The 20,736-nt window shown below is 49.9% G+C and carries 14 protein-coding genes; 7 read left to right on the top strand and 7 right to left on the bottom strand.

From position 1 onward, the window contains the following. Nucleotides 1–20: 20 nt before the first annotated feature. A complete protein-coding gene (locus ACXAG2_RS09915) occupies nucleotides 21–845 on the top strand; it encodes a fumarylacetoacetate hydrolase family protein (RefSeq protein WP_474843888.1) in 825 nt (274 codons plus the stop codon). Between the two features lie 28 nt (nucleotides 846–873). Continuing rightward, nucleotides 874–1,740 carry an alpha/beta hydrolase gene (locus tag ACXAG2_RS09910; RefSeq protein ID WP_474866482.1) on the top strand — a complete coding sequence of 289 codons (867 nt, stop codon included), beginning with the start codon at nucleotides 874–876 and terminating at the stop codon, nucleotides 1,738–1,740. A 65-nt stretch (nucleotides 1,741–1,805) separates the two neighbouring features. Here the strand turns inward: ACXAG2_RS09910 and ACXAG2_RS09905 are convergent, their stop codons facing one another. Both ACXAG2_RS09905 and ACXAG2_RS09900 read right to left on the bottom strand, forming a co-directional pair. Continuing rightward, a complete protein-coding gene (locus ACXAG2_RS09905) occupies nucleotides 1,806–2,420 on the bottom strand; it encodes a glutathione S-transferase family protein (protein ID WP_474866478.1) in 615 nt (204 codons plus the stop codon). A 6-nt stretch (nucleotides 2,421–2,426) separates the two neighbouring features. After that, nucleotides 2,427–3,743, bottom strand: coding sequence for a glycoside hydrolase family 1 protein (locus tag ACXAG2_RS09900; protein WP_474866476.1), 1,317 nt, complete (start codon nucleotides 3,741–3,743; stop codon nucleotides 2,427–2,429). 259 nt (nucleotides 3,744–4,002) lie between these two features. Between ACXAG2_RS09900 and ACXAG2_RS09895 the strand changes: the two genes are divergently transcribed. Continuing rightward, nucleotides 4,003–4,485, top strand: a complete 483-nt coding sequence (locus ACXAG2_RS09895) for a hypothetical protein (RefSeq protein ID WP_474866474.1) — start codon at nucleotides 4,003–4,005, stop codon at nucleotides 4,483–4,485. A 77-nt stretch (nucleotides 4,486–4,562) separates the two neighbouring features. On the opposite strand, the gene ACXAG2_RS09890 is transcribed toward ACXAG2_RS09895, so the two are convergent. Both ACXAG2_RS09890 and ACXAG2_RS09885 read right to left on the bottom strand, forming a co-directional pair. Beyond that, complete coding sequence (locus ACXAG2_RS09890) at nucleotides 4,563–7,901, bottom strand: glycosyl hydrolase (protein ID WP_474866472.1); 3,339 nt, start codon at nucleotides 7,899–7,901, stop codon at nucleotides 4,563–4,565. Between the two features lie 69 nt (nucleotides 7,902–7,970). Further along, nucleotides 7,971–10,580 carry a TonB-dependent receptor plug domain-containing protein gene (locus ACXAG2_RS09885; RefSeq protein WP_474866470.1) on the bottom strand — a complete coding sequence of 870 codons (2,610 nt, stop codon included), beginning with the start codon at nucleotides 10,578–10,580 and terminating at the stop codon, nucleotides 7,971–7,973. A gap of 334 nt (nucleotides 10,581–10,914) precedes the next feature. Between ACXAG2_RS09885 and ACXAG2_RS09880 the strand changes: the two genes are divergently transcribed. The 4 genes from ACXAG2_RS09880 to ACXAG2_RS09865 all read left to right on the top strand — a co-directional run bounded on the left by ACXAG2_RS09880 (nucleotide 10,915) and on the right by ACXAG2_RS09865 (nucleotide 15,123). Beyond that, nucleotides 10,915–11,796: a helix-turn-helix domain-containing protein gene (locus ACXAG2_RS09880; protein WP_474866467.1), complete on the top strand. Its 882-nt coding sequence runs from the start codon at nucleotides 10,915–10,917 to the stop codon at nucleotides 11,794–11,796. A 331-nt stretch (nucleotides 11,797–12,127) separates the two neighbouring features. Then, entirely contained in the window at nucleotides 12,128–13,021 is an 894-nt protein-coding gene (locus tag ACXAG2_RS09875; RefSeq protein WP_474843872.1) for an amidohydrolase family protein, read from the top strand. Nucleotides 13,022–13,092: 71 nt separating this feature from the next. Further along, complete coding sequence (locus ACXAG2_RS09870; RefSeq protein WP_474843870.1) at nucleotides 13,093–14,034, top strand: Gfo/Idh/MocA family oxidoreductase; 942 nt, start codon at nucleotides 13,093–13,095, stop codon at nucleotides 14,032–14,034. 102 nt (nucleotides 14,035–14,136) lie between these two features. Next, nucleotides 14,137–15,123, top strand: a complete 987-nt coding sequence (locus tag ACXAG2_RS09865; protein ID WP_474866465.1) for an aldo/keto reductase — start codon at nucleotides 14,137–14,139, stop codon at nucleotides 15,121–15,123. A 117-nt stretch (nucleotides 15,124–15,240) separates the two neighbouring features. On the opposite strand, the gene ACXAG2_RS09860 is transcribed toward ACXAG2_RS09865, so the two are convergent. From ACXAG2_RS09860 to ACXAG2_RS09850, 3 genes are all read right to left on the bottom strand, one after another. Beyond that, entirely contained in the window at nucleotides 15,241–16,668 is a 1,428-nt protein-coding gene (locus tag ACXAG2_RS09860; protein ID WP_474866463.1) for a sulfatase family protein, read from the bottom strand. Between the two features lie 84 nt (nucleotides 16,669–16,752). Continuing rightward, on the bottom strand, nucleotides 16,753–19,587 hold the full coding sequence (locus ACXAG2_RS09855; protein WP_474866461.1) for a TonB-dependent receptor: 2,835 nt from the start codon (nucleotides 19,585–19,587) through the stop codon (nucleotides 16,753–16,755). A 163-nt stretch (nucleotides 19,588–19,750) separates the two neighbouring features. Then, entirely contained in the window at nucleotides 19,751–20,662 is a 912-nt protein-coding gene (locus ACXAG2_RS09850; protein WP_474849147.1) for a LysR family transcriptional regulator, read from the bottom strand. Between the last annotated feature and the right edge of the window lie 74 nt (nucleotides 20,663–20,736).

Genomic DNA, 20,736 nt, shown 5'->3' with positions numbered 1-20,736 from the left:
ACGACTCAGGAATTTATTTTATGAAATACGTAAGCTTTACTACCGCCAGTGGCCAACAGGGCTTTGGCCGTCTTGACGGTGATGTGATCACCGATTTATCTGCACAGGCTGCTGATTTAAAAACGGCCATTACGGAAGGCACCCTGTCATCGCTGAACAGCGAAACGACGCTCAGCCTGGCTGATGTCACATTAGGTCCGGTTGTGCCGAATCCTGATAAAGTGTTCTGTGTGGGTCATAACTACGAGACTCACAGACAGGAAACAGGCCGCGCTGCCACTGATCATCCGTCAATTTTCGTGCGCTTTGCAGATTCCCTGTCTGGTCACAATCAGCCCATCGTGATGCCAAAGGTGTCAACGCAGCTGGATTTCGAAGGTGAACTGGCTGTGATCATCGGCAAAGGTGGCCGTTATATTTCTGAGCAGGATGCCATGTCTCATGTTGCCGGCTATGCCTGTTTCAATGATGCGTCTGTACGTGACTGGCAGTGGCACACCCGCCAGTTTACACCGGGCAAAAATTTCCCGACTACCGGTCCCTTCGGTCCTTACATGGTAACGCCGGACGAAGCCGGTGACCTTTCTGAGGTGCAGGTTACTACGCGCCTGAACGACGACATCGTGCAACAACAGCCCATCGGCGATATGATCTTCCCAATTGCAACGGTGATTGCATATATCTCCAGCTTCACACCGCTTAAACCCGGTGATGTTATTGCCAGTGGTACACCAGGTGGTGTTGGGGCGAAACGCAATCCGCCACTGTGGATGAAGCCGGGCGATACGGTGTCGGTTGAAATTGGTCCTATGGGCAAGCTGGTGAATACCATCACCGCTGAATAGTTGTTAAGCATCAGGCAGGAAAATAACCATGGAAAACACCGCGGTAAGTGAACAAATCCGCCGTCTGGGTCGTGAACTCGGTCCGCCAGTGATGGAAGGTCTGCTAGCCATTCTGGGTGACGAGCAACGTCAGCTGGTGGCAAAACAGCCCGCCAGTGCCGTTGATGTGGCATATGGCGACCATGAGCGCCATGTGCTGGATATTTATGGCGCAGGCAGCCAAAACGGTGTGTCAAAGCCGGTGTTTGTTTTTGTTCACGGTGGCGGTTTTTTGAAAGGTGATAAGGGCGATAGCGAGCGCTGGTATAACGCCTGCGTAGGCCGTATGGCAGCAGAGCAGGGCTGGCTGGGTATAGTGATAAACTATCGCCTTGCCCCTGATTTTACCTGGCCCGCCGGTGGTGAAGATGTGGCCCGCGTGGTCAGCTGGCTTAAATCCAACGTGGCTCAGTATGGCGGTGATGCTGATAACATCATCCTGTGCGGTACCTCCGCCGGTGCGTGTCATGTGGCGACGTATCTGCAACTGAACCCGGATAAAGCGGACATCACCGGTGCGGTGTTATTGTCCGGTTTGTACGGCATTACCCCGCTGGATGACCGCGACACCCTGTACTATGGTGATGCAACCGGATATGACTCCCGCAAGCCTTTACCTGCACTTATTTCAACGACTGTGCCCTTATTTATTGCCTGTACAGAGCTTGACCCCGAACGCTTTCAGAAGGAATGCATCGGATTATTACAGGAGCGGTTGCAGGTAAATCATATTCTCGACAGAAGCATGTTCCTGTCAGGCCACAATCACTATTCAGTGGCCGGCCATCTGGGTACGTCCGATACCCGTTTGCGGGATGAAATCAGTTCGTTTGTCTCCTCAGTGACAGGTTACTGATATCGTATAAAACGAAAACGGGACGCTAATCAGGCGTCCCGTTTTTATTTCCGGTATACGTTGAGCTAAAGCGCTTTTTCCTTCAGCAGTGCCCGTTTAACCACCGGGCTTGCCAGCATTTGCTGATAGTGCTGAATAACGTATTCAAACTCTGAAAAATCAAAGCCAGCCCGCTTCAGCCGGTTTACCGTCCAGAACAGGTAAGCGTCTGTAGCACTCCAGTCGTCACCATACCAGTAAGGGCTGGCTTTCAACCGCTTCTCTGCGGTTTGATACGCCGGTTTTAACTGCGATGCTGCTACATCTTTCACTGCGCCAACATCAGTGGTTACGCCCAGTAAGTCCGGCTTGCAATATCGCGTGATCAGCGGGTGAACGAAGCTGGCAAACCAGGCCAGATCGCTCACTGCTTCCACGTTGTTGATGTCAGCGGGCAGTATCCCTGCATCCGGATAGTGTGCGTGCAGAAACAGCAATATGGCCGGGGTTTCTGTAATCACGCCTGTATCTGTCAGCAGAGCCGGTACTTTTCCCTTAGGATTTACAGCTAAATACTCCGCCGTTTTATGGTCGCCTTTAGCAAGATGTACCGCACGCAGGGTATAATTTGTCTGCGCTTTTTCCAGCATAACGATGGATATTTGAGAGCAGGCGCCTGGCGAGGCGCATAATGTCAGCATGCCGTACTACACACGGTTTTGCTTGAGAATTTTCGAATAAGCCAGCGCGCTGGGCTTTGGCTTCCGCTCAAAAGTTTTTCTGTCTACGGTATGCAGGCCGAATTTCGGTCCATAGCCAGATACCCACTCAAAGTTATCCAGCAGCGTCCAGTGAATGTAACCTTTTACCGGCACGCCCTTATCAATCACACTCTGCAGATGTTTAAGTGAGTTAGAGATAAAGCGTTCACGCTGACTGTCATCTTCTGTGCCGATCCCATGTTCAGTAACAATGATTGGCTTGCCCGTTTCCGCGTATATGTAGGCAACACAGTTGGCCAGAGAAGTTGCGTCTATCCAACTGCCTGAATAGTTCTTCTCAGCATCATCGGGGGTAGGGACATGACCGTTCTTGTCCCACACTACTCTCTCGTAGTTTTGTACGCCGATGAAGTCAGTCTCTTTAACTTTCAGCCAGTCGCCGTAATTATATTTACGCATCTCATTACGCACAGAATCCGGTCCTGTAGACTGATCATCCAGCATCGCGAGGGTAAAACCCACGTCGAGGTTACTTCGTTCTGCTTTAATGGCCTGACGCGCGGCTTTGTGTCCTTCAATAAGAATAGGGTTCATTACATCTAAATCTTGTAAGCGCGCAGCATTCAGGCCGGTAAAATGCTCTGATTGCGTGGCTTTGCCTGCCGCTGCCAGCATTTTTTCCTGCATATCCCACACGAAAGGCGGGACGCCGAGCACTTTTAGCAGGCGAAGTAAGTTAGGTTCGTTAAAAGTAACTGCGTAGCCAATACCATCAGCCAGCTGTGCGGCAACTTTACTGCAATAGTTGGCGAACAGAGCTGGCGCTTCCGGCTTGGTCCAGCCGCCACGGGCTGCAAACCATACCGGGCTGGCAAAGTGATTAAAGCTTACCAGAGGTACCATGTTGCGCTTGTGGCAGCCGTCGATAATGCGTTTGTAATGGTCAATCATTGCCTGGCTGAACAGGCCCGGTTCCGGCTCAATGCGTGCCCATTCAATGGAAAAACGGTAAGCGCTGAATCCCAGATTGCTGCACAAATTCAAATCGGTTTCCCACAATTCAAAACTGTTACAGGCGTCACCGGACTGCTCCTTGAACAGCGTGGGCTTCACGTTCTCCAGTAACCAGATATCTGAATTAACGTTATTACCTTCAACCTGATGACCCGCACTGGCTGCACCCCATAGAAAATTGTCGGGAAACTGACCGCCAGCCGGTAAAGATGAAGAGGCGGCTTTGGCAAAATGCGGGGCGCTCATAGCGGCAGAGGCCATAGCAAGGAATTGTCTGCGGTTGATCATGTTACGTCCTGATGTCAAAGATTAATTTTTCAACTGTAAAAATAACGTGAATCAATCTTCAGGAATAATAATCATTTTTGACGGTTGTATAGTCTGAGTTAATGGTTAAACCTGACACAACCCGCAAGCAGGGCGAACGGTTCGGGGATTTTTTATATATAGTTTTTATCAATACATGGCATCAAATAAATAATTTGTTCGTATTGAAGAAATTACGTAAGTTACATTTTGTTAAAAACTTGAAAAGGATAATAACAAGATGAGTGATATGACCCTGAACCGCTACAAAAGCGTTGAAACCGTGGTAGGAGCGGTCATCAACGGCTTATTCAGTTTGTTTTTTGTTTTCCTGATCTTCGGCGGGCTGGACGTGGTGCCTATGCAGGGCGACAACGGTCTGTTTATTGACAGCATTCCTCAGGGGCTGGCAATCGGCTTTATGGGCGCTTTCTTTCCCTCGTTTCTTACCCGCAAGCGCATCCGCAACGGCCAGTTGCACATCAACGGACAATCCGGCCACACATCCTGGTTACCGTCCCATCCGGTGCTTCGGGCACTGGTGTTTGCTGTTTTTGGTGCGGCACTGTCATTAAGCTTCTTTGCGTTACTCACTTTTGCAGTAAATATCGACACCCTTTCGTTCAGTACAGCCGCTGTAGTAAAAACAATTTGGGGGATTTGTCTGGGAGGGCTTGTTGCTGCCATTACCATTCGCCTGGCCCTGAACGATTACGCACATTGAGTTTAAAAACGTCTTTGCACCCATGTGTCAGTGGTGTTGCCCCGGTGAAGACCGGGGCTTTTTAAGTTCAAAAACATTTACCACTTCAGCGATACATCGCCCAAAAGGCCAGAAGGTCGAAGCGGTGCATCCGGCACATAGGCGGGCAGGGTGGTGAAGGTGTACTTTTGCTTCACATCCGGCTGGGCGTCACCGATTAAGCGGTTCACCCACAGGTTCGTGATATTCAGCGTTACCGTATTCTCACCGGCTGTCAGGTAGTCCGATACATCTACTTCAAAGGGCGGCTTCCACAGCGTATTCACCACCTGTCCGTTCACTACCACTTCCACCACATCGCGCACATCTTCAATATGCAGCTGTACAGGTTTGCCCCGCATAGCCTTATCGATGTTGAAAGATTGGGTGTAGCTGGCGGTGCCGGAGAAGTAACGGATACCGGTGTCGTCAGACTCAGCCCAGTTCCCGGCAGACAAAGTGGCTTTGGCTGGCGCGCCCCGGTCTTTCTGGAAGGTCACCTGCCATTGGTCTTTCAGCGTTTTTGTATTACTGAATGATGAGGCCACTTTATCCACGTTCGCCGGCGAATCACCGAACACCACATATCCAGACTCGTAAGGCGCCAGGGTCTTTTCAATCACGGTGCGCCCGTCTTTTACTGTGCTGTTTAATGTAGTAATGGCACCGGTAACCGCGTTGTAGTGATACGGTTTTCTGTCAGACACGTTGAAGGACAGTGTTACCGGCTCGTCACGGTTTTTGCGGTTGGTGTAGTAGTAAATTTCTTCGCTGTCTGTCTGACGGTGAACGAAGAACAAGGTGGTATCGTCATGCTTACCTGCATAGCGAAAATCCGGTGTGACACCGGCTTCTTTAATACCGCTCTCTACGTCGTCGGCATTGATCACACGGCCTTTACCGGTTTTGCCGCTCCACAGTGTGTTGGCAAGTTGAGCAAAACGGGCGGCATCATCTGCCAGCGACGGGCTGGCCAGTGGTTTTTTACCGATAACGGTGGCGCCATTTGCTACCAGTTCAGCAATGCGCTCCAGAACCGGCAGCGTCATGTATTGCGAGGTGCCGCCCAGATAAAGTACAGCATAGCGCTGGCCTGAATCTGTGCACAGATCAGCTCCACAGTTTTGCAGCAGATCTGTAATGACGTCGTTATTTACGTAATCGTAAGCATTTTCCAGTGGCACATCTTCAGATGGCTTGTCCAGATACAGGGATGTTGGAGGCGCATCTTCACCATAGAAATAGGCCACATCTGCTTTGAAGTGACCCTGCTGTAACATGTAAGCATTGCGGCTGATATAGGTTACCCAGGGTTTAGCATAATCAGCCCAGGTCTCCAGACGGTTAAAGTACTGACCAAACACAAATAAACTCAGACCCGGGCCTTCATCTTTGGGTTGGTGAACCGATGTATGAATGATGGGGCGGTTAACACCCAGCGCAAATTCCATGTCGATCATGGGCTGCAAATCCCGGGGCGAGAAGGCCCAGGGGAAAGACGCCGACGTCAGCGATTCTGCCGCTACCAGGTTCTGCCCGTAGATGTGCGCCACAGAAGCGGCTTCGCGGATATCTGCCCAGTACTGCGGCTGCGGTCCTACTTGATTTTCGGTATCGAAGGCCCACATGGCGGCCATAGGCACATCGGCGTTACTGCGAATACGCATGCCGTCACCCAGAGTAGGGCGACCGTTCTCCAGTGCTTCGGAGTAGTGTTTCAGGCCCGCTTCTTTTACCCGCTTGCTGATCACGGCGTAGTGATTGTCTGCCAGCATTTCGCCTAAGGTTAAGCGGTAGTCGTAGAGAAATTTATCGGTTTGTACCGCATCACCAATGATCACGCCAACTAAGGCCGGTAACCAGGGCGTTAAGTCGTAACCGCGGCGTTGTTTGAATTCTTCAAACATTTTTGGTGTCCAGTTCGATGCACCGACTTCAATACTGTCATTCAGCAGCGCTTTTACGCCTTCTCCCAATGCATATTGACCGCTGGCATCTTTGTACATGTCGAGGTAGTGATCAATATAGGCACTCACCGCGCTGGCATCGTATTTGTCGACTTCAAGGCCGGTGGCGGCTTCTGTGGCAGGGTGATTCTCTTTACCGGTCAGGCTGTAACCAATGCGGATAATTTTCCACAAGCCTTTTTCCGGGTGCCAGTTAAGTGAACCGTCTGCATTCAGCTTGTCTGTAATGTCAATCACAGCGTCCGCAGGCACACCTTCACCGGTGTGTTGATAAGACAGCGTGTGATAATCCGGGGCAATACCAAAGCCGGCTTTGTCTTCAAAACGATGCACTCTGGCTTGCGGATAAAAGGCTACTTCCAGCAAATCTACCGGCTCTGATTTTGCTTCTCCGGTAGGTAAATTAAAGCCCGGAGGTGGTGCAGCGCCGGGCGCAGATGACGATGGCAGGGAAAATTTGCCGTTCGGATTACGCGACATCACGATACGCATGAATCGCGCTTTAACTTCCGGAAAACTGATCGTGGTTTGCGCGGTTGTTCCTACAGGAATGGTTGCCACAGGGGCAAACGTTACGCCGTCTTCACTGGCTTGCAGCGTGGGTAAAAAGGGCGCCGGGATAAACATGCCCGGTGGTGGCATGGCAAACGACAGGCTTTGAACGCTTTTTAGCTCACCAAAATCAAAGGTGATTTCAACGTCTTTGTCCGGATGAGACTGTGTTTTGGTCGCGCTGCTGTATGAACCGTCAGACAATATACCGAGGTCTAGCTCGTCGTCATTGTTGGTTGTTACGGAAACAGGCTGAATGCGCTGTTCATGAACAGGGAAGGCGATAACGGCAATATCTTTGTAGTAAACCGGTGTCTCTTTTTCGGCATGTGTAGGATCAGCAAAAATTTCCTCTGCGCCATAGAAATCCTGGAACGCACCCGTATTTTGAGGCGGTTGCGGCACCCGAACGGCTTTTTTCTGTCTGGCGTCAATGGTAATTTCGCTCCACGCCAACTTTTTCATACCGTCTGCAGGCTTTACCCAGGGACCACCGGTTTCACTCCAGCCCGGCGAGGCGGCAATGCCGAATTCAAAATTGTGCTTATTCGCTTCGCCCAGCGCGTATTCAAAAGTGTCTTTCCAGGCCGGTGTCATATATTCCAGTGCAGTATCGACAATTTTAGGCGTCATGAGCTGGGCATCAAAGTTCTGCACACCGCCAATGCCAACCCTATCCATCCAGGCGAGATCTTTTTCAATTCCTTCACGGGTAACGTTACCGTTCATCCAGTGCCACCACACTAAAGGTTTAGCGGATTGGGGCGGGGTGATGAAGTCGTCTTCGAGTGTGGTTGCAGTACTGTTAAACGAAAGCAGAGAAAGGCCCAGCGCCACTTTGGATAATGCGAACAGAAACGGGTTTACGGGTTTGGTCATAAACTTGCCCCTTAAAAATGATAACGAGGGCTGGCACTTTCGTGGCAGCCCTCCGCGTAGGAAGATAAATTAAAAACGGGTTCTGAAGCCAACGGATAAGAAGCGGCCCATGCTCTTATAAGCCACACCCTCATCGATGTTACGGAACGGAGGATCTTCGTCCGTTACGTTATCTATGTTGAACGTCACCTGCGTATCCATGCTGAAGTCGTAGCTGGCGAACAGCGACAAGGTGGTGTAGGAATCGATATGTTCCTCTGCTACATCAGCACTGCCACGGTAGTAAACCGTACCGGAGAAGTACCAGTCGTCACGACGCAAGCCCAGTGTAGCCACACTGTTGAACGCTGAAATGGCTTCGTTGAAATCACCCAGTGCCAGCGTGTCGTTAAAGCCTGCGCCTTTTACGTTCTCTTTGTCACGGTTCATGATGTAGGTACCGCTTAATGAGAAGTCCAGTTCGCCTAAATCGATATCGCCGAACCATTGTACCGAGTAGTCCAGACCATCAACTTCGTACGCGCCCATGTTCGATTTACGCTGGTCGCTCACCACATAAGGTAAGCCGTAAATATCTACCATGGCTTGCAGACTCTCGTAACCCTGGGTAGGGAAGTCGCCGAATTTTGCAATGATTTCTTCCACCGATGACGGGTTCACAATGTAGTAGTCTTCGTTCACTTCTGCATCGTAATAAGCCGGGCCGAAGTAGAAACCAGCGTTTTGATCCAGACGGTCCTCGTATGCAATGCTCCAGTAAGTCAGTGACACCTTCGTGGAGTCGGTGACGTACCAGTCAGTCCCTAACGACATGGTTTCTGCGGTTTCAGGCTTAATACCTTCTGACGCACCGCTTAAAGTAAATGACGGCTTAAAGAAATCAGGGAAGAACGGGCTGTCTGATGAACGCAGCGGGCTGATTGGCAGGAACAATTCATATTGCAGCGGTGCCGCTAAATCAGCCAGTGCCGGTGCGTGGAAAGACGTACCCCATGTACCGCGGACGGTAACGTCTTCGGTAGGGTTCCAGGTCACTGCGATTTTCGGGTTTGAGCTTGAGCCAACATCGTTGTACTTGTCGTAACGGCCGGAGATAGACACGTCCAGATGCTGGATACCCGGCATCATGTTGTCATCACCAACAAGCGGGATGTAGATTTCACCAAATACCGACTTAACGTTACGGTCGATGTCGCGTACTGAAGAGGTAGAAGGGTTACCCACTTCGCCAGCCGTTACAGACTGATAGAAGGACTCTTCACGGTACTCTGAGCCTACTGCTGCCCGCATCATACCGCCGGCAATTTCAAACATGTCCCCGTTGGCAATGACTTTGAATTCCGTTAAATCCTGATCGGTACTGGTGTCGTCAAGCCAATTATTAATGCCAGCCAGTACAGAGGCACTGGTTTGTGATACATCATAAGGGTTCAGTGCCGTCTCAGTGGTACTGGCGGAAAGCGCTGCCAGCTGAGCATTCGCGTTAATGGAGTAGTCATGATAGTAAGACGTACTCTTACCATAGTTAACGGTACCCTTAACTTTCCACGTATCGGTAAGCTGATAAGTCAGGGTGGGCGTAACCTGCCATTGCTCATACATGGACGGGTTTGCGCCGGCGCTGCCCCATACATCCGCGTAAGAGAATGAAACGGTGTTAGAGGTCTCATCACCCACAGCGATAAAATACGGGTTGTCAGCAGTGATCGTTGCGGAAGCACGAATATCTGAAGGATCGTAATCTGTGGCTTCACGGCGTGAATAGTACGCCAGCACATCCAGGCTTAAGCGGCTGGACAGTTCCTGAGTCAGGTTGGCGAACAGTGAATAACGCTCTTCTTCCGGATAATAAGACTGGTCGTCGTAGGTAGAACAGTAGTTCGGTGATGATGCATCCACGCCAGGCAAACCATATAAGGTGTCGTCTAACAGAATGTTACCGGGCGTACAGGACGTAGAACGGTAATCTGCACCGCCAACACCGGTGAGATCTTCTTTAATGAAGTCCTGATCTTTACCGTACATCGGTGAACGGTCGCCGTAAGAGAATGCAGTGACCAGTGTGCCTTTATCCCAGCTTGTGCCAAAGCCGCCGGAAATATCAATGCGGTCGTAGTCGCCCGCACCCATACCATATTGTACGCTAAGTTCACCGCCTTCCATGTCTTTCTTAGGAATGAAGTTGATGACACCGGCAACAGCGTCAGAACCATAGATAGACGAACCACCGTCCGGAATCACTTCTACGCGCTCAAGCAAACTTGCGGGGATCATCGACGAATCAACCCAGTTCATCGGGCCAACCGGAACAAGGCGATTCCCCCCCAACATGACCAGAGTAGCCATTCCGCTCAAGCCGCCAATACCGCGAATTTGCGGTGGCTCAAAAGGAATTGAGGCTGTGAGGGTATTTTCCGGCACGGCGTTGAAGTCTGCCATTTGTGGAATGCGGCGAAGCAAATCGGTAGCAGAGGTCACACCCTGCTCAATGATTTTTTCCTGATTCAAACCGATGACGTTGGAACCGACGGGATTAACCCCTTCAATCAACGTACCGGTAACGGAAATGACTTCTACGTCTTCCTCGTCTTCTGTTTGTGTGTCCTGAGCAATGGCAGTGGCGCTCATTGAAACGCTTAATCCTGCAATAACAGCAAGAGAAAGTTTGTGTAGTGGCATGGGTGTTTTCATCGTTATAACTCTCAGTATTAACCGACAGGTGTGTAATTTGTTACCAAGATTTAACAATGCGTATACAAAAGTAAAATACTATATTTTTAATAATGTATTAGTTCAGACTATGCATGCCCTGTGAGGTCAGGCTGAATAAGGTTTGCCTGTGGGGCAATTCTCTACGTGATATCGAAAATATAAATATCAGATATGATTATTATGGATTGAAAATGATTGTTTGATAGTTCGGGATGACTTGCAGGATGTAAAAAACCTTGGGTTTTGTAAACAGCTGTTGTACTTTTTAATCATAATTTCCTTCGTGGAGTACTCTTTCGCCGTGAAACCAGATGAGATCCCCTTCTATGATCTGTATGGTGAGTCGTTCTTAAAGCTCAGTGCTGACTTCGTTCATCTGGAAGATATCCGCGCCCGCAGTGCGGGACTGGGATGGGAGATTTCGCCTCACCGCCACGGCAAATTATTCCAGCTTATTTGTGTTATTGATGATGAATGGACCGTACAACGGGATGATGAAAAGCTGACGCTTCAGGGAGACTGGGTAGTGACACTACCACCCGGCGTAGTGCACGGATTTACCTTCGCGCCGGACACCAACGGCTACGTGCTCTCTGTTAATGCCGATGTGGTAAATGCATTGCGCAGTGACAGCGCAATCGCGGACTTTACCGGTGCAGTATGGTCTTCACAAGCTATTGAATTTCAGGACAAGCATCAGTCTGAACGGTTCGTTGCTTATCTGCATATGCTGGCCGGTGAAATGCGCAGTAATGATCCCGGTGCCACAGTGAGCATCCATATGTTGCTTAAACTTTTGTTTGTGCTGGTTGCCAGGCAACAAAATACAGCCCGTAATCTTGCCGGTACATCGGGCCGGGACTCCAGGGTATTGCTGGGTTTCCGCGAGCTCATCGACAAACATTATCAGCAACATTTGAATGTAAATGATTATGCGTCAAAATTGTACATTTCTGTCTCTACCCTTAGCCGCATATGTCAGCAGCATCTCAATACCACCCCGAAAAAGCTGATCCACCAAAGACTGGTAAATGAAGCGAAGCGGCGACTGATTTACACCCGGCAATCGCTGGATGAAATTGCTGATACTTTAGGGTTCAAAGATACCGGTTATTTCTGTCGTTTCTTTAAACAGGCGGAAGGTACTACGGCGGGGGAATTCAGACGCCGGAGTGAGCTGTAAAAGTTCTGCTGCACTGGTATCTGTTTATGACAATTTATTTATGGCTGTAAAATCTGTTTTGAATGCTGATGAAAGGGGCGAAAGCCTTTTAATTCTTATTTAAAAGACTGAATTGTAAATAGTGCTTTTTTACTTGTATTTTTCGTATCGTTATAGAAAAAACTAATGTCTGTCGTCGCATTTCTTAACAGCATCTGTTAATTCGCGGTAGCATACTGTTAGCCCTGAAACGGCTTGTAGTTATTACGCCGCAACTGAATCGTTTCTGACAGCGAAATCCGGTGCCTGAAATATTTTGCGCTCCTTTCACTGTCAGCAGGAGAATGAATTAATGAGTGGTTTTACTGTTGATGCCGACTGGCTGCACTGGTGCGAGTCACCGTCGAAGCCGAAGTTTGTCGTACCGGAAGGTGCTGTTGACGCCCATTGCCATGTGTTTGGTCCCGGTAATGAATTCCCCTTCGCGCCGGAGCGCAAGTACACGCCATGCGACGCGTCTAAAGATCAGTTGTGGGCATTACGTGATTATCTGGGTTTCAGCCGCAACGTTATTGTTCAGGCTACCTGCCACGGCGCTGACAACCGTGCACTGGTTGACGCACTAAACCACTCTGATGGTCTTGCCCGCGGCGTTGCTACCGTAAAAGCGGATATTACTGATGAAGAGCTTCAGGTTCTGCATGCCGCTGGTGTACGGGGCGTTCGCTTTAACTTTGTGAAGCGGTTAGTAGACGCGCTGCCCTTCGATTCGCTGGGCACTATTGCTGAGAAAATTAAGCCTCTTGGCTGGCATATCGTCATTTACTTTGAATCTCAGGAACTGCCTGAGCTTTATGATTTCTTCACCAGCCTGCCTACCACTGTTGTGGTTGATCACATGGGCCGGCCTGACGTAACAAAACCGGTAGACGGACCAGAGTTTGCTCTGTTTCTGAAACTGCTGGAAGAGAACAAAAACTTCTGGTCGAAAGTAAGTTGTCCCGAGCGCTTGTCCATTGTGGGACCGGAAGGTGGCTACGAAGACGTAGTGCCGTTCGCCCGGGAAGTGGTTACCCGTTTTGAAGACCGCGTGCTGTGGGGAACAGACTGGCCGCATCCGAACATGAAAACACATATGCCGGATGACGGGCACCTGGTGGATATGATCCCCAAAATCGCCCCCACAGAAGCGTTACAGCGTAAATTATTAATTGATAACCCCATGCGCCTTTACTGGGCGGATTAATCATCGCTGCCGGTACCTATAGGAATGATGCAGGTCTGGCTGGCTGAACAGAAATGAGTTGGGAGAATAAAATGAAAGTAATCGTAGTGGGTCCCGGTGCGTTCGGGATCAAACACCTTGATGGCCTGAAAAATATCGATGACGCTGAAGTTGTTGGTCTGGTTGGCCGAAATTTAGAAAAGACACAAGCCGTGGCAAACGAATACGGTATTCCGAATGTGTATACGTCTCTGGACGATGCACTGGAATCCGATGCTGATGCCGTTATCCTCTGTACCCCTACACAACAGCATGCTGCGCAATCAATTCAATGTATGAAAGCCGGCAAACACGTACAGGTTGAAATTCCGCTGGCAGACAGCTGGGAAGATTCAGAAGCGGTTGTGAAAACCCAGCAGGAAACCGGCAAAGTGTGCATGGTGGGTCATACCCGCCGCTTTAATCCTTCGCATCAGTATGTACATAATAAAATCACAGCCGGTGAACTGAATATTCAGCAGATGGATGTACAAACGTATTTCTTCCGTCGTAAAAATATTAATGCCAAAGGCGAGCCCCGTTCCTGGACCGATCACCTGCTGTGGCACCATGCTGCCCACACTGTGGATTTATTCGAATATCAGGCGGGTTCTCCTATCGTTAAAGCGAATGCGATTCAGGGACCAATCCATCCCGAGCTGGGCATTGCTCTGGATATGTCAATTCAGCTGCAGGCTGAAAACGGTGCAATTTGTACACTGTCACTGTCGTTCAACAACGATGGCCCGCTGGGTACATTCTTCCGTTATATCTGCGATAACGGCACTTACATTGCCCGTTACGATGACCTGGTGGATGGCCGCGAAAATGCCATTGATGTGTCCAAAGTCGATGTGTCGATGAATGGTATCGAGCTTCAGGATCGCGAGTTCCTGTCTGCCATCAAAGAAGGCCGCGATCCGAACAGTAGTGTTCACAAAGTCATTAACTGTTATAAAGTGCTTCACGATCTGGAGCAGCAACTTAACAGCTGATGCTGCTAGTCTTCCGTATCGTGTGTCGACAACGTCAGGCAACTACAGCCAGCGTATCCGGCATGATGCGGAAGCGGTATAAAAGTTAACGGGAGAGAGAGAATGAAACAAAGAAAGCTGGCTGGTCGTCTGGTATCCGAAATCGGCCTTGGATGCATGAACCTCAACCACGCTTACGGCGCTTCAGTCTCTCAGCAGGAGGCCAGCAAGTTGCTGGCTTCTGCTTTTGAACAAGGCGTTACCCATTTCGATACTGCCGCGCTTTACGGTTTTGGCAGTAACGAAAAGCTGGTGGGTGAAGCCATTAAAGGTTTTCGTAAAGACATCTTTCTGGCCAGCAAATGCGGCATGACAGGCGTTGACGGCAAACGTGTCATCGACGGGCGTCCGGATACTCTGGTAAAAACCCTGGATACCGCTCTGCAAAGTCTGCAGACCGATCACATCGACCTGTATTACCTGCACAGAATCGATAAAGATGTGCCAGTGGAAGAAAGTGTGGGTACGCTAGGTGATATGGTGAAAGCCGGTAAAATCGGTGCCATCGGTTTGTCTGAGGTGTCAGCAGATTCTTTGCAGAAAGCCCACAATGAATTCCCTATTGCTGCGCTGCAAACAGAATATTCTCTGTGGACACGCAACGCAGAAATTGCCGTACTGGAAACCTGTCAGAAACTGGGTATCGATTTTGTGGCTTTCAGCCCGCTGGCCCGTGGTTATCTTGCTGGTGGTATCGACAATCCGGAAGCTCTGGCAAATGGTGATATCCGTAAAGGTATGCCACGTTTTCAGGGTGACAACTGGACAGCGAATCAAAAGCTGTACGCTGAGTTTGCAGCCCTTGCTGAAGCAAACGGTGTCACGCCGGCTCAACTGGCTATCGCCTGGGTTCTGGCACAAGGTGACCATATTCACGCTTTGCCCGGCACGAAGTCAGAGGCGCACTTAACGGAAGATTTAAAGGCCAGCGCAGTGTCTCTGGATAAGCAGGTATTTGCACAGGCTGATGACATCATCAACCGTCAAACCGTGCAGGGTGCCCGCTATGGCGCAGGTGCACAGGCAGATATTGATACAGAAGATTTCTGAGTATCTCTCAGACGGAAAGAAATAGAGCTGAACAGAAAACAAAGCCCTCCATGTGAGGGCTTTTGCTTTTAAAAGGGCAGGGAATAAGCGTCCTGCGCATGAGAATCTGACAATCTATTACTTTCCTGCAAAAGTTTGAGACTGTGTCTCTTCAGCAAACCGCGCCAGTTGCTTCGTCAGCCGGTCAACTATCTCTGGATGAGAGTCAGCCACATTAAAGCGCTCTGACGGGTCATCTTCAAGGTTATACAGTTCAGGCTTAACACGGGTAGCACCGGCACTGGCCATCTCACCGCTGAATTCATCAAAAGGAGACAGGCGCAGTTTCCATTTTTTATCTCTGACGGCTTCAGCCACATCACCACGGAAATAATAGAAGTAATTGTCTTTGCTATGCGGAGTATTACCCTTCAGAAAATCCGACAGATCCGCGCCGTCCAGTGTGAGATCTTCAGGCAAAGTTGCGCCGCTTAATGTGGCGAATGTCGGGAATAAATCCAGCGCTGAAATCAATTCTGAATTGACCGAGCCGTTAATTTTACTGTCAGGCCAGTGAATGATGGCAGGGACACGGGAACCGCCTTCATAGGTGGTGCCTTTTGAACCTTTTAACGTGCCGGCGCTGCCCACATGCCAGCGTTCCACACCGCCCTGAACCATTCTGTCGGGCAGGTTTTGCCACGGGCCGTTATCACTGAAAAATACAATAATGGTGTTGTCCGCAACACCTTTTTCTTCCAGTGCATTCATTACTTCACCAACACTCCAGTCAATCGTTGATACGGCATCGCCATATAATCCGCCTGCGGATTTTCCTTTTTGAAAATCCGGTGCTGCCACCGGTAAATGGGGCATGGACCAGGCCATATATAAAAAGAAAGGTTTATCGTCAGAAAATGCGCCGATATTGGCAACAGCTTCTTCGGTGTATGATGTGGTGAGCACAGACTGGTCTTTGATCACACCCACAGGCTTGTCGTTACGGAACATTTGCAGCGGAGACATGCTTTCTCTGCCCATCAATTCTGCTGTCACCCAGGGATCAGTCATATCATTGCTGTAAAGCAAGCCGAAATACTGATCGAAGCCATGGTCCACCGGCAAAAATCCGGCTTTATCGCCCAGGTGCCATTTTCCTACCATAGCAGTTTGATACCCCTGAGATTTAAGCATTTCAGCCATCGTAAATTCAGACTGGGGCAGGCCGCGATCTGAATCAGGCATCAATACCTGCTGCATACCGGAGCGGATGGCATATCTTCCTGTCATAAGTGCCGCACGGGAGGGTGTACATACTGCCTGACCAGCGTAGAACGAGGTGAGTTTGATCCCTTCTGTGGCCATTGCATCTAAATTGGGAGTCACAATATTGGGATGCCCGTAGGTGCTTAGATCTCCGTAGCCCATATCGTCAGCCATCATTACGATGATATTGGGTTGCTCCGGTTGCGGGGCTGACATAGCGCTGTTGAGCCCTGCCAGCGAAAATGCGGTGATAAGTGAAACGCGGGCAGAAGCTGCCAGCAATGTAGATACATAGCTCACTGGTAAATTCCTTAAACTAGGGGAGAAAAAAGGCCCGGCCATAATATCGGGGTATTGAGGGATTGGCCGGGCACTCACTGGAAATCAGAAAGTGGCGCGGAATCCCGCAAACAGCCGGCGACCATTGTCTACAACCTGATAGGGCAGGCCGTCGGTAAACTTAATTTCTACCGCTTCATCAAGCAGGTTCACGCCTTCCACGACAACGGTGAAATTCTCCGATACGTTATAATTCACCGACGCATCTAACGTGCCGTATGCTTGAGTAACCGCGCCTCTGCCACCGAACGCTACAAGCTGAGACAGAAATTTGTCGCGCCAGGTATAGGAGATACGCGCGCCGAAGGTATCATCCTCGTAAAATCCGCCCACGTTGAAGTTGTGCTTTGAGCCGGCGGTAATGGCTTCCGGGTCGCTGTTATCAATAAAGGTATAGTTGGCGTTAACACCGGTATTGGACAGCAAGCCCGGCAGTGAAACGAAACTATGCTGACCGGCCAGCTCTGCACCACGAATTTTGGCACCTTCGCCATTGGACGGACTGCGGTCGATAAACTGGGCTGTAAAGACTTCCCCGGTCAATGCATTGGTTACAGGCAGGTTTATTACCGTAGAGCCGGAGCGGATAAGAGACACCAGATCTTTGTAAAACAGCGTTGCAGATACCATATCTGTGTCACCGTAGTAGTACTCCAGAGCCACATCAATGTTATTCGATTTAAACGGATCCAGTGTCGGGTTACCGCCTGTAATACTGTTGGCTTCCACGTTCGCTACCGTTACCGGCGAAATGTCTGTAAAGCGCGGACGGGCAATGGTTCTGCTGGCACCAAATCTCGCGATTAATTCATCTGTGAGGTTATAGCGAAGGTTAAGACTCGGCAGCCATTCACTGTAGCTGTTGGATTCCTCGATTAACCCCAACGGTGCCACTGTGGTTAACCCGCCGTTAGGATTGAAGGTAATCTGATTTAGGTCAGCGCCGGCACCACGGGACAATTGCTCTGTGCGGGTGTAACGAACGCCAAAGTTACCCGACAGATTGCCATCGCCACTTTCAAACTCTATTTCGGCATAGGCATTGGTCGCTTCTTCGGATACATCCTCCGACAGGGTGGGATCAATACCGTAATTACCGGCAGCAATAAGCTCTTCCCGGGAAAAGCTGTTCAGCATTCTGCGGGTATCAATGGCCAGCCGCTCCTGAATAAGGCCCGGATAGTTTTCAAGATACGCGCCGTTCAGTGGTGATACCGGTTGCAGCAGGAAAGCGGCAGAAGAGGTGCCGGTGATCCCCAGTTGTTCGAACAGCTCCACCGGAGGCTGGTCGCCAAAGAGTGACTCAATTTGGGCCACATTCATTGTCAGTCTGGCACTTTGACCCACTTTATTGCGGTCAGCGTAATGAAAGCCGGTTTTGAATTTCGTGATATTGCCGAAATCCAGGTAGCGCTCAGCGTCGAGTTTTATATCCAGTAAATCTTCCGATGATGCCTGGTTGTAGGCACCGTTAACACCAACGAGGCGATAGTTCTGCTGGTCCAGCACACGGTCTTCAGAACCGTTCATGTAAGTGGTTGAGGTAACCGCATCACCCTGTTCAGATTGCAGCGTTAAATCCACCAGCGTACTGTTCACAATATTCAGGTTGTCTGCCAGCTGTGAAGAACGGGAGCGGTTTACCTGACCGTTAACCGTCCAGTTATCAGTAAGATATTTACCCAGCAACGTCATCGACCAGGTATCACCTTCCCGCTGTTCTATCCGGTTTCCGGCACGGGTATCCACATTATCGGCGCGGAACGTCGTTGCTACTGCACGTCCGTCAATATCCCGGATTTCAGACTCGTCAGGATAGTACGGCCCCAATGAGTTGTAGGGGAAGGCGAGGAATTCTGCCCGTGCGCTGTCGACTTCATATTTTGTGTAAAAGCCGTCAGCCGTCAGCTCAAGGTTATCCGATGCCGCCCACTGGGCTGACAAAATTGCACTGGTGCGGGTGCGCTTTTCGTCGTACATGGTGTGAAAGGTAATGTAGGGAATGGCTACACTGCCATCATCCAGTACGCCATTACCGTTGAAGTCCTGTCCGCTACATAAGTCCCGTGAGGCCACGGAGCCGTCGCAGATCTCCGGATTGGCAATCCCGTCTTCAGTAAACGCGCCAAACTGTTGAGAACCGCTGGTGAAACCTTCAGCTTCAGAAAAGCTGGTATAACCGAAATTTAGAAAATCCTGGGTGCCGGAATTCCGCTCCATGTAAGACACACCCAGTGTCAGACCAAAATCACCGTCGCCATAAACATCGCTGTAGAAAGCAGTAACACGGGGACCAATATCTTCGGCGTTAGACTCCTTGCTGCCCTGCACTGACAGCGCAAGCTGGCGCTCAGTAAAGTCGAAGGGGCGGGGAGTGCGGATCACCACCGAGCCGGCCAGGCCACCCTCCTCAAGAGACGCGGTGGGCGTTTTGTGTACTTCCAGGGTTCTGACAAATTCACTGGGTAAAGAAGTAAAGTCAAAGCTGCGGCTGGTATCTGAACCGGTATCCGTTAACGCATTTGGTAACGCCACACTGTTCATGCGTACAAGCACGAAGTCGGAAGGCAGGCCCCGTATATTTATCGAGGAGCCTTCACCGCGGGAGCGGTTAATTTGGACACCTGTAATACGTTGAAGGGATTCCGCAACGTTAATGTCAGGGAACTTACCTACATCTTCGGCAGAAATCGCATCAACAACGGTGGAGGATTCTTTTTTAATTCCCATGGCCTCAGTGAGGCTCTGGCGGATCCCGGTAACCGCGATGACTTCCATATCATCAGTTGGCGTGTCCTGAGCAAAACCGGGGTTGCAAAAGGTGGAGGCAATGGCGATTGCTAATGTGCTTTTCAGGCATCTGTTTTTTGTGTGTGTCATCGTGCTCTCAGTAATCAAAAGTCGTTGTCCGGAAAGAAACTACAAACAGACAGGATCTGTTTACTCTTCTTTGTTAACTGGAGGTTAACTTGAAGTTAATGTTGCACGCGTATTGTGATAACTACAATTGATATTAAATTATCAACCTATAACTTATGGGAAATTACGGCTGATTATATCGGGTTCTCAGCGCTTCCAGCAGATAATTCACCGGTTCGAAATCTGTCAGGCTGGTGCGGCACACCATGCCGGACGAGAAAGTTTGATTCAGTGAAATTGCCTCTACAGGAATTAAATCGTACTGTGCAAAGGTTTCTGACACCGCATCCACAGACATAATAATGTGGTCGGTTTGCTGGCCGATACGGGCAAGGCCAAGTAAAGATTCAATCCCGTAGGTGAAGCCGGAAAAAGGAATGCCTTTGCGTTGCAGATTCTCTTTCATGGAAATGTTTATTGCACCTTCCCAGATCCCGAATGCAGACCAGGGATAATCGCAAAGGGACGCTGCGCGTTCGTTCGCGGGCAGCGCATGGATAGGATGTGAGCGGCGGGCGAACAGCATGCTTTCGAGATCTAACAGCGGAATAGCACTGAGTCCGTGAGCCAGCTCACCGGCGGGGATAAAGCCGAAATACATGTCAGAATCACCATTGAGTACTTTGGGAATGGCAACGTCTGCTGATTCAAGCTTAATGCCGATGTTCAAGCCAGGAAACTGGTGATACAGCGAAGGCAGTACATCCGGCAAAATCTCAGACAGCCACACGGGGCCGGCGCTGCCTGTGAGAGGTTTGTAATAGTTCTGCTTAATTTTCTCAATTTCACGGGTGGTTATCTCCGCTTCCTTAAGGATGATATTGGCTTTGGTCCTGAGAATATCTGCGAAGGGAGTGGGGTTTAAACGGCCACCGGTTCTGTCGAATAACTTCACATCCAGCAGCATTTCAAACTGACTCAAACTCTTCGACAGCGCAGGCTGGGACACATTCAGTACCTCCGATGCCGCCCGCAACGAGCCTTTGTCATAAATTGCTACAAACTGGGCAAGATGCCGGGACAACAAGAAGCGCATAGTACACCTGCATTAATATGAGTACGCTTATGTTGCCTCTGGTTGCAGGTAAAAGCCAGCGCGTCTGTTAAGGG

The sequence above is a fragment of the Alteromonas sp. ABH4_456 genome (assembly GCF_056160645.1).
The sequence above is the reverse complement of the archived record's forward strand: the minus strand, read 5'-3'. Positions and strand labels throughout refer to the sequence as shown.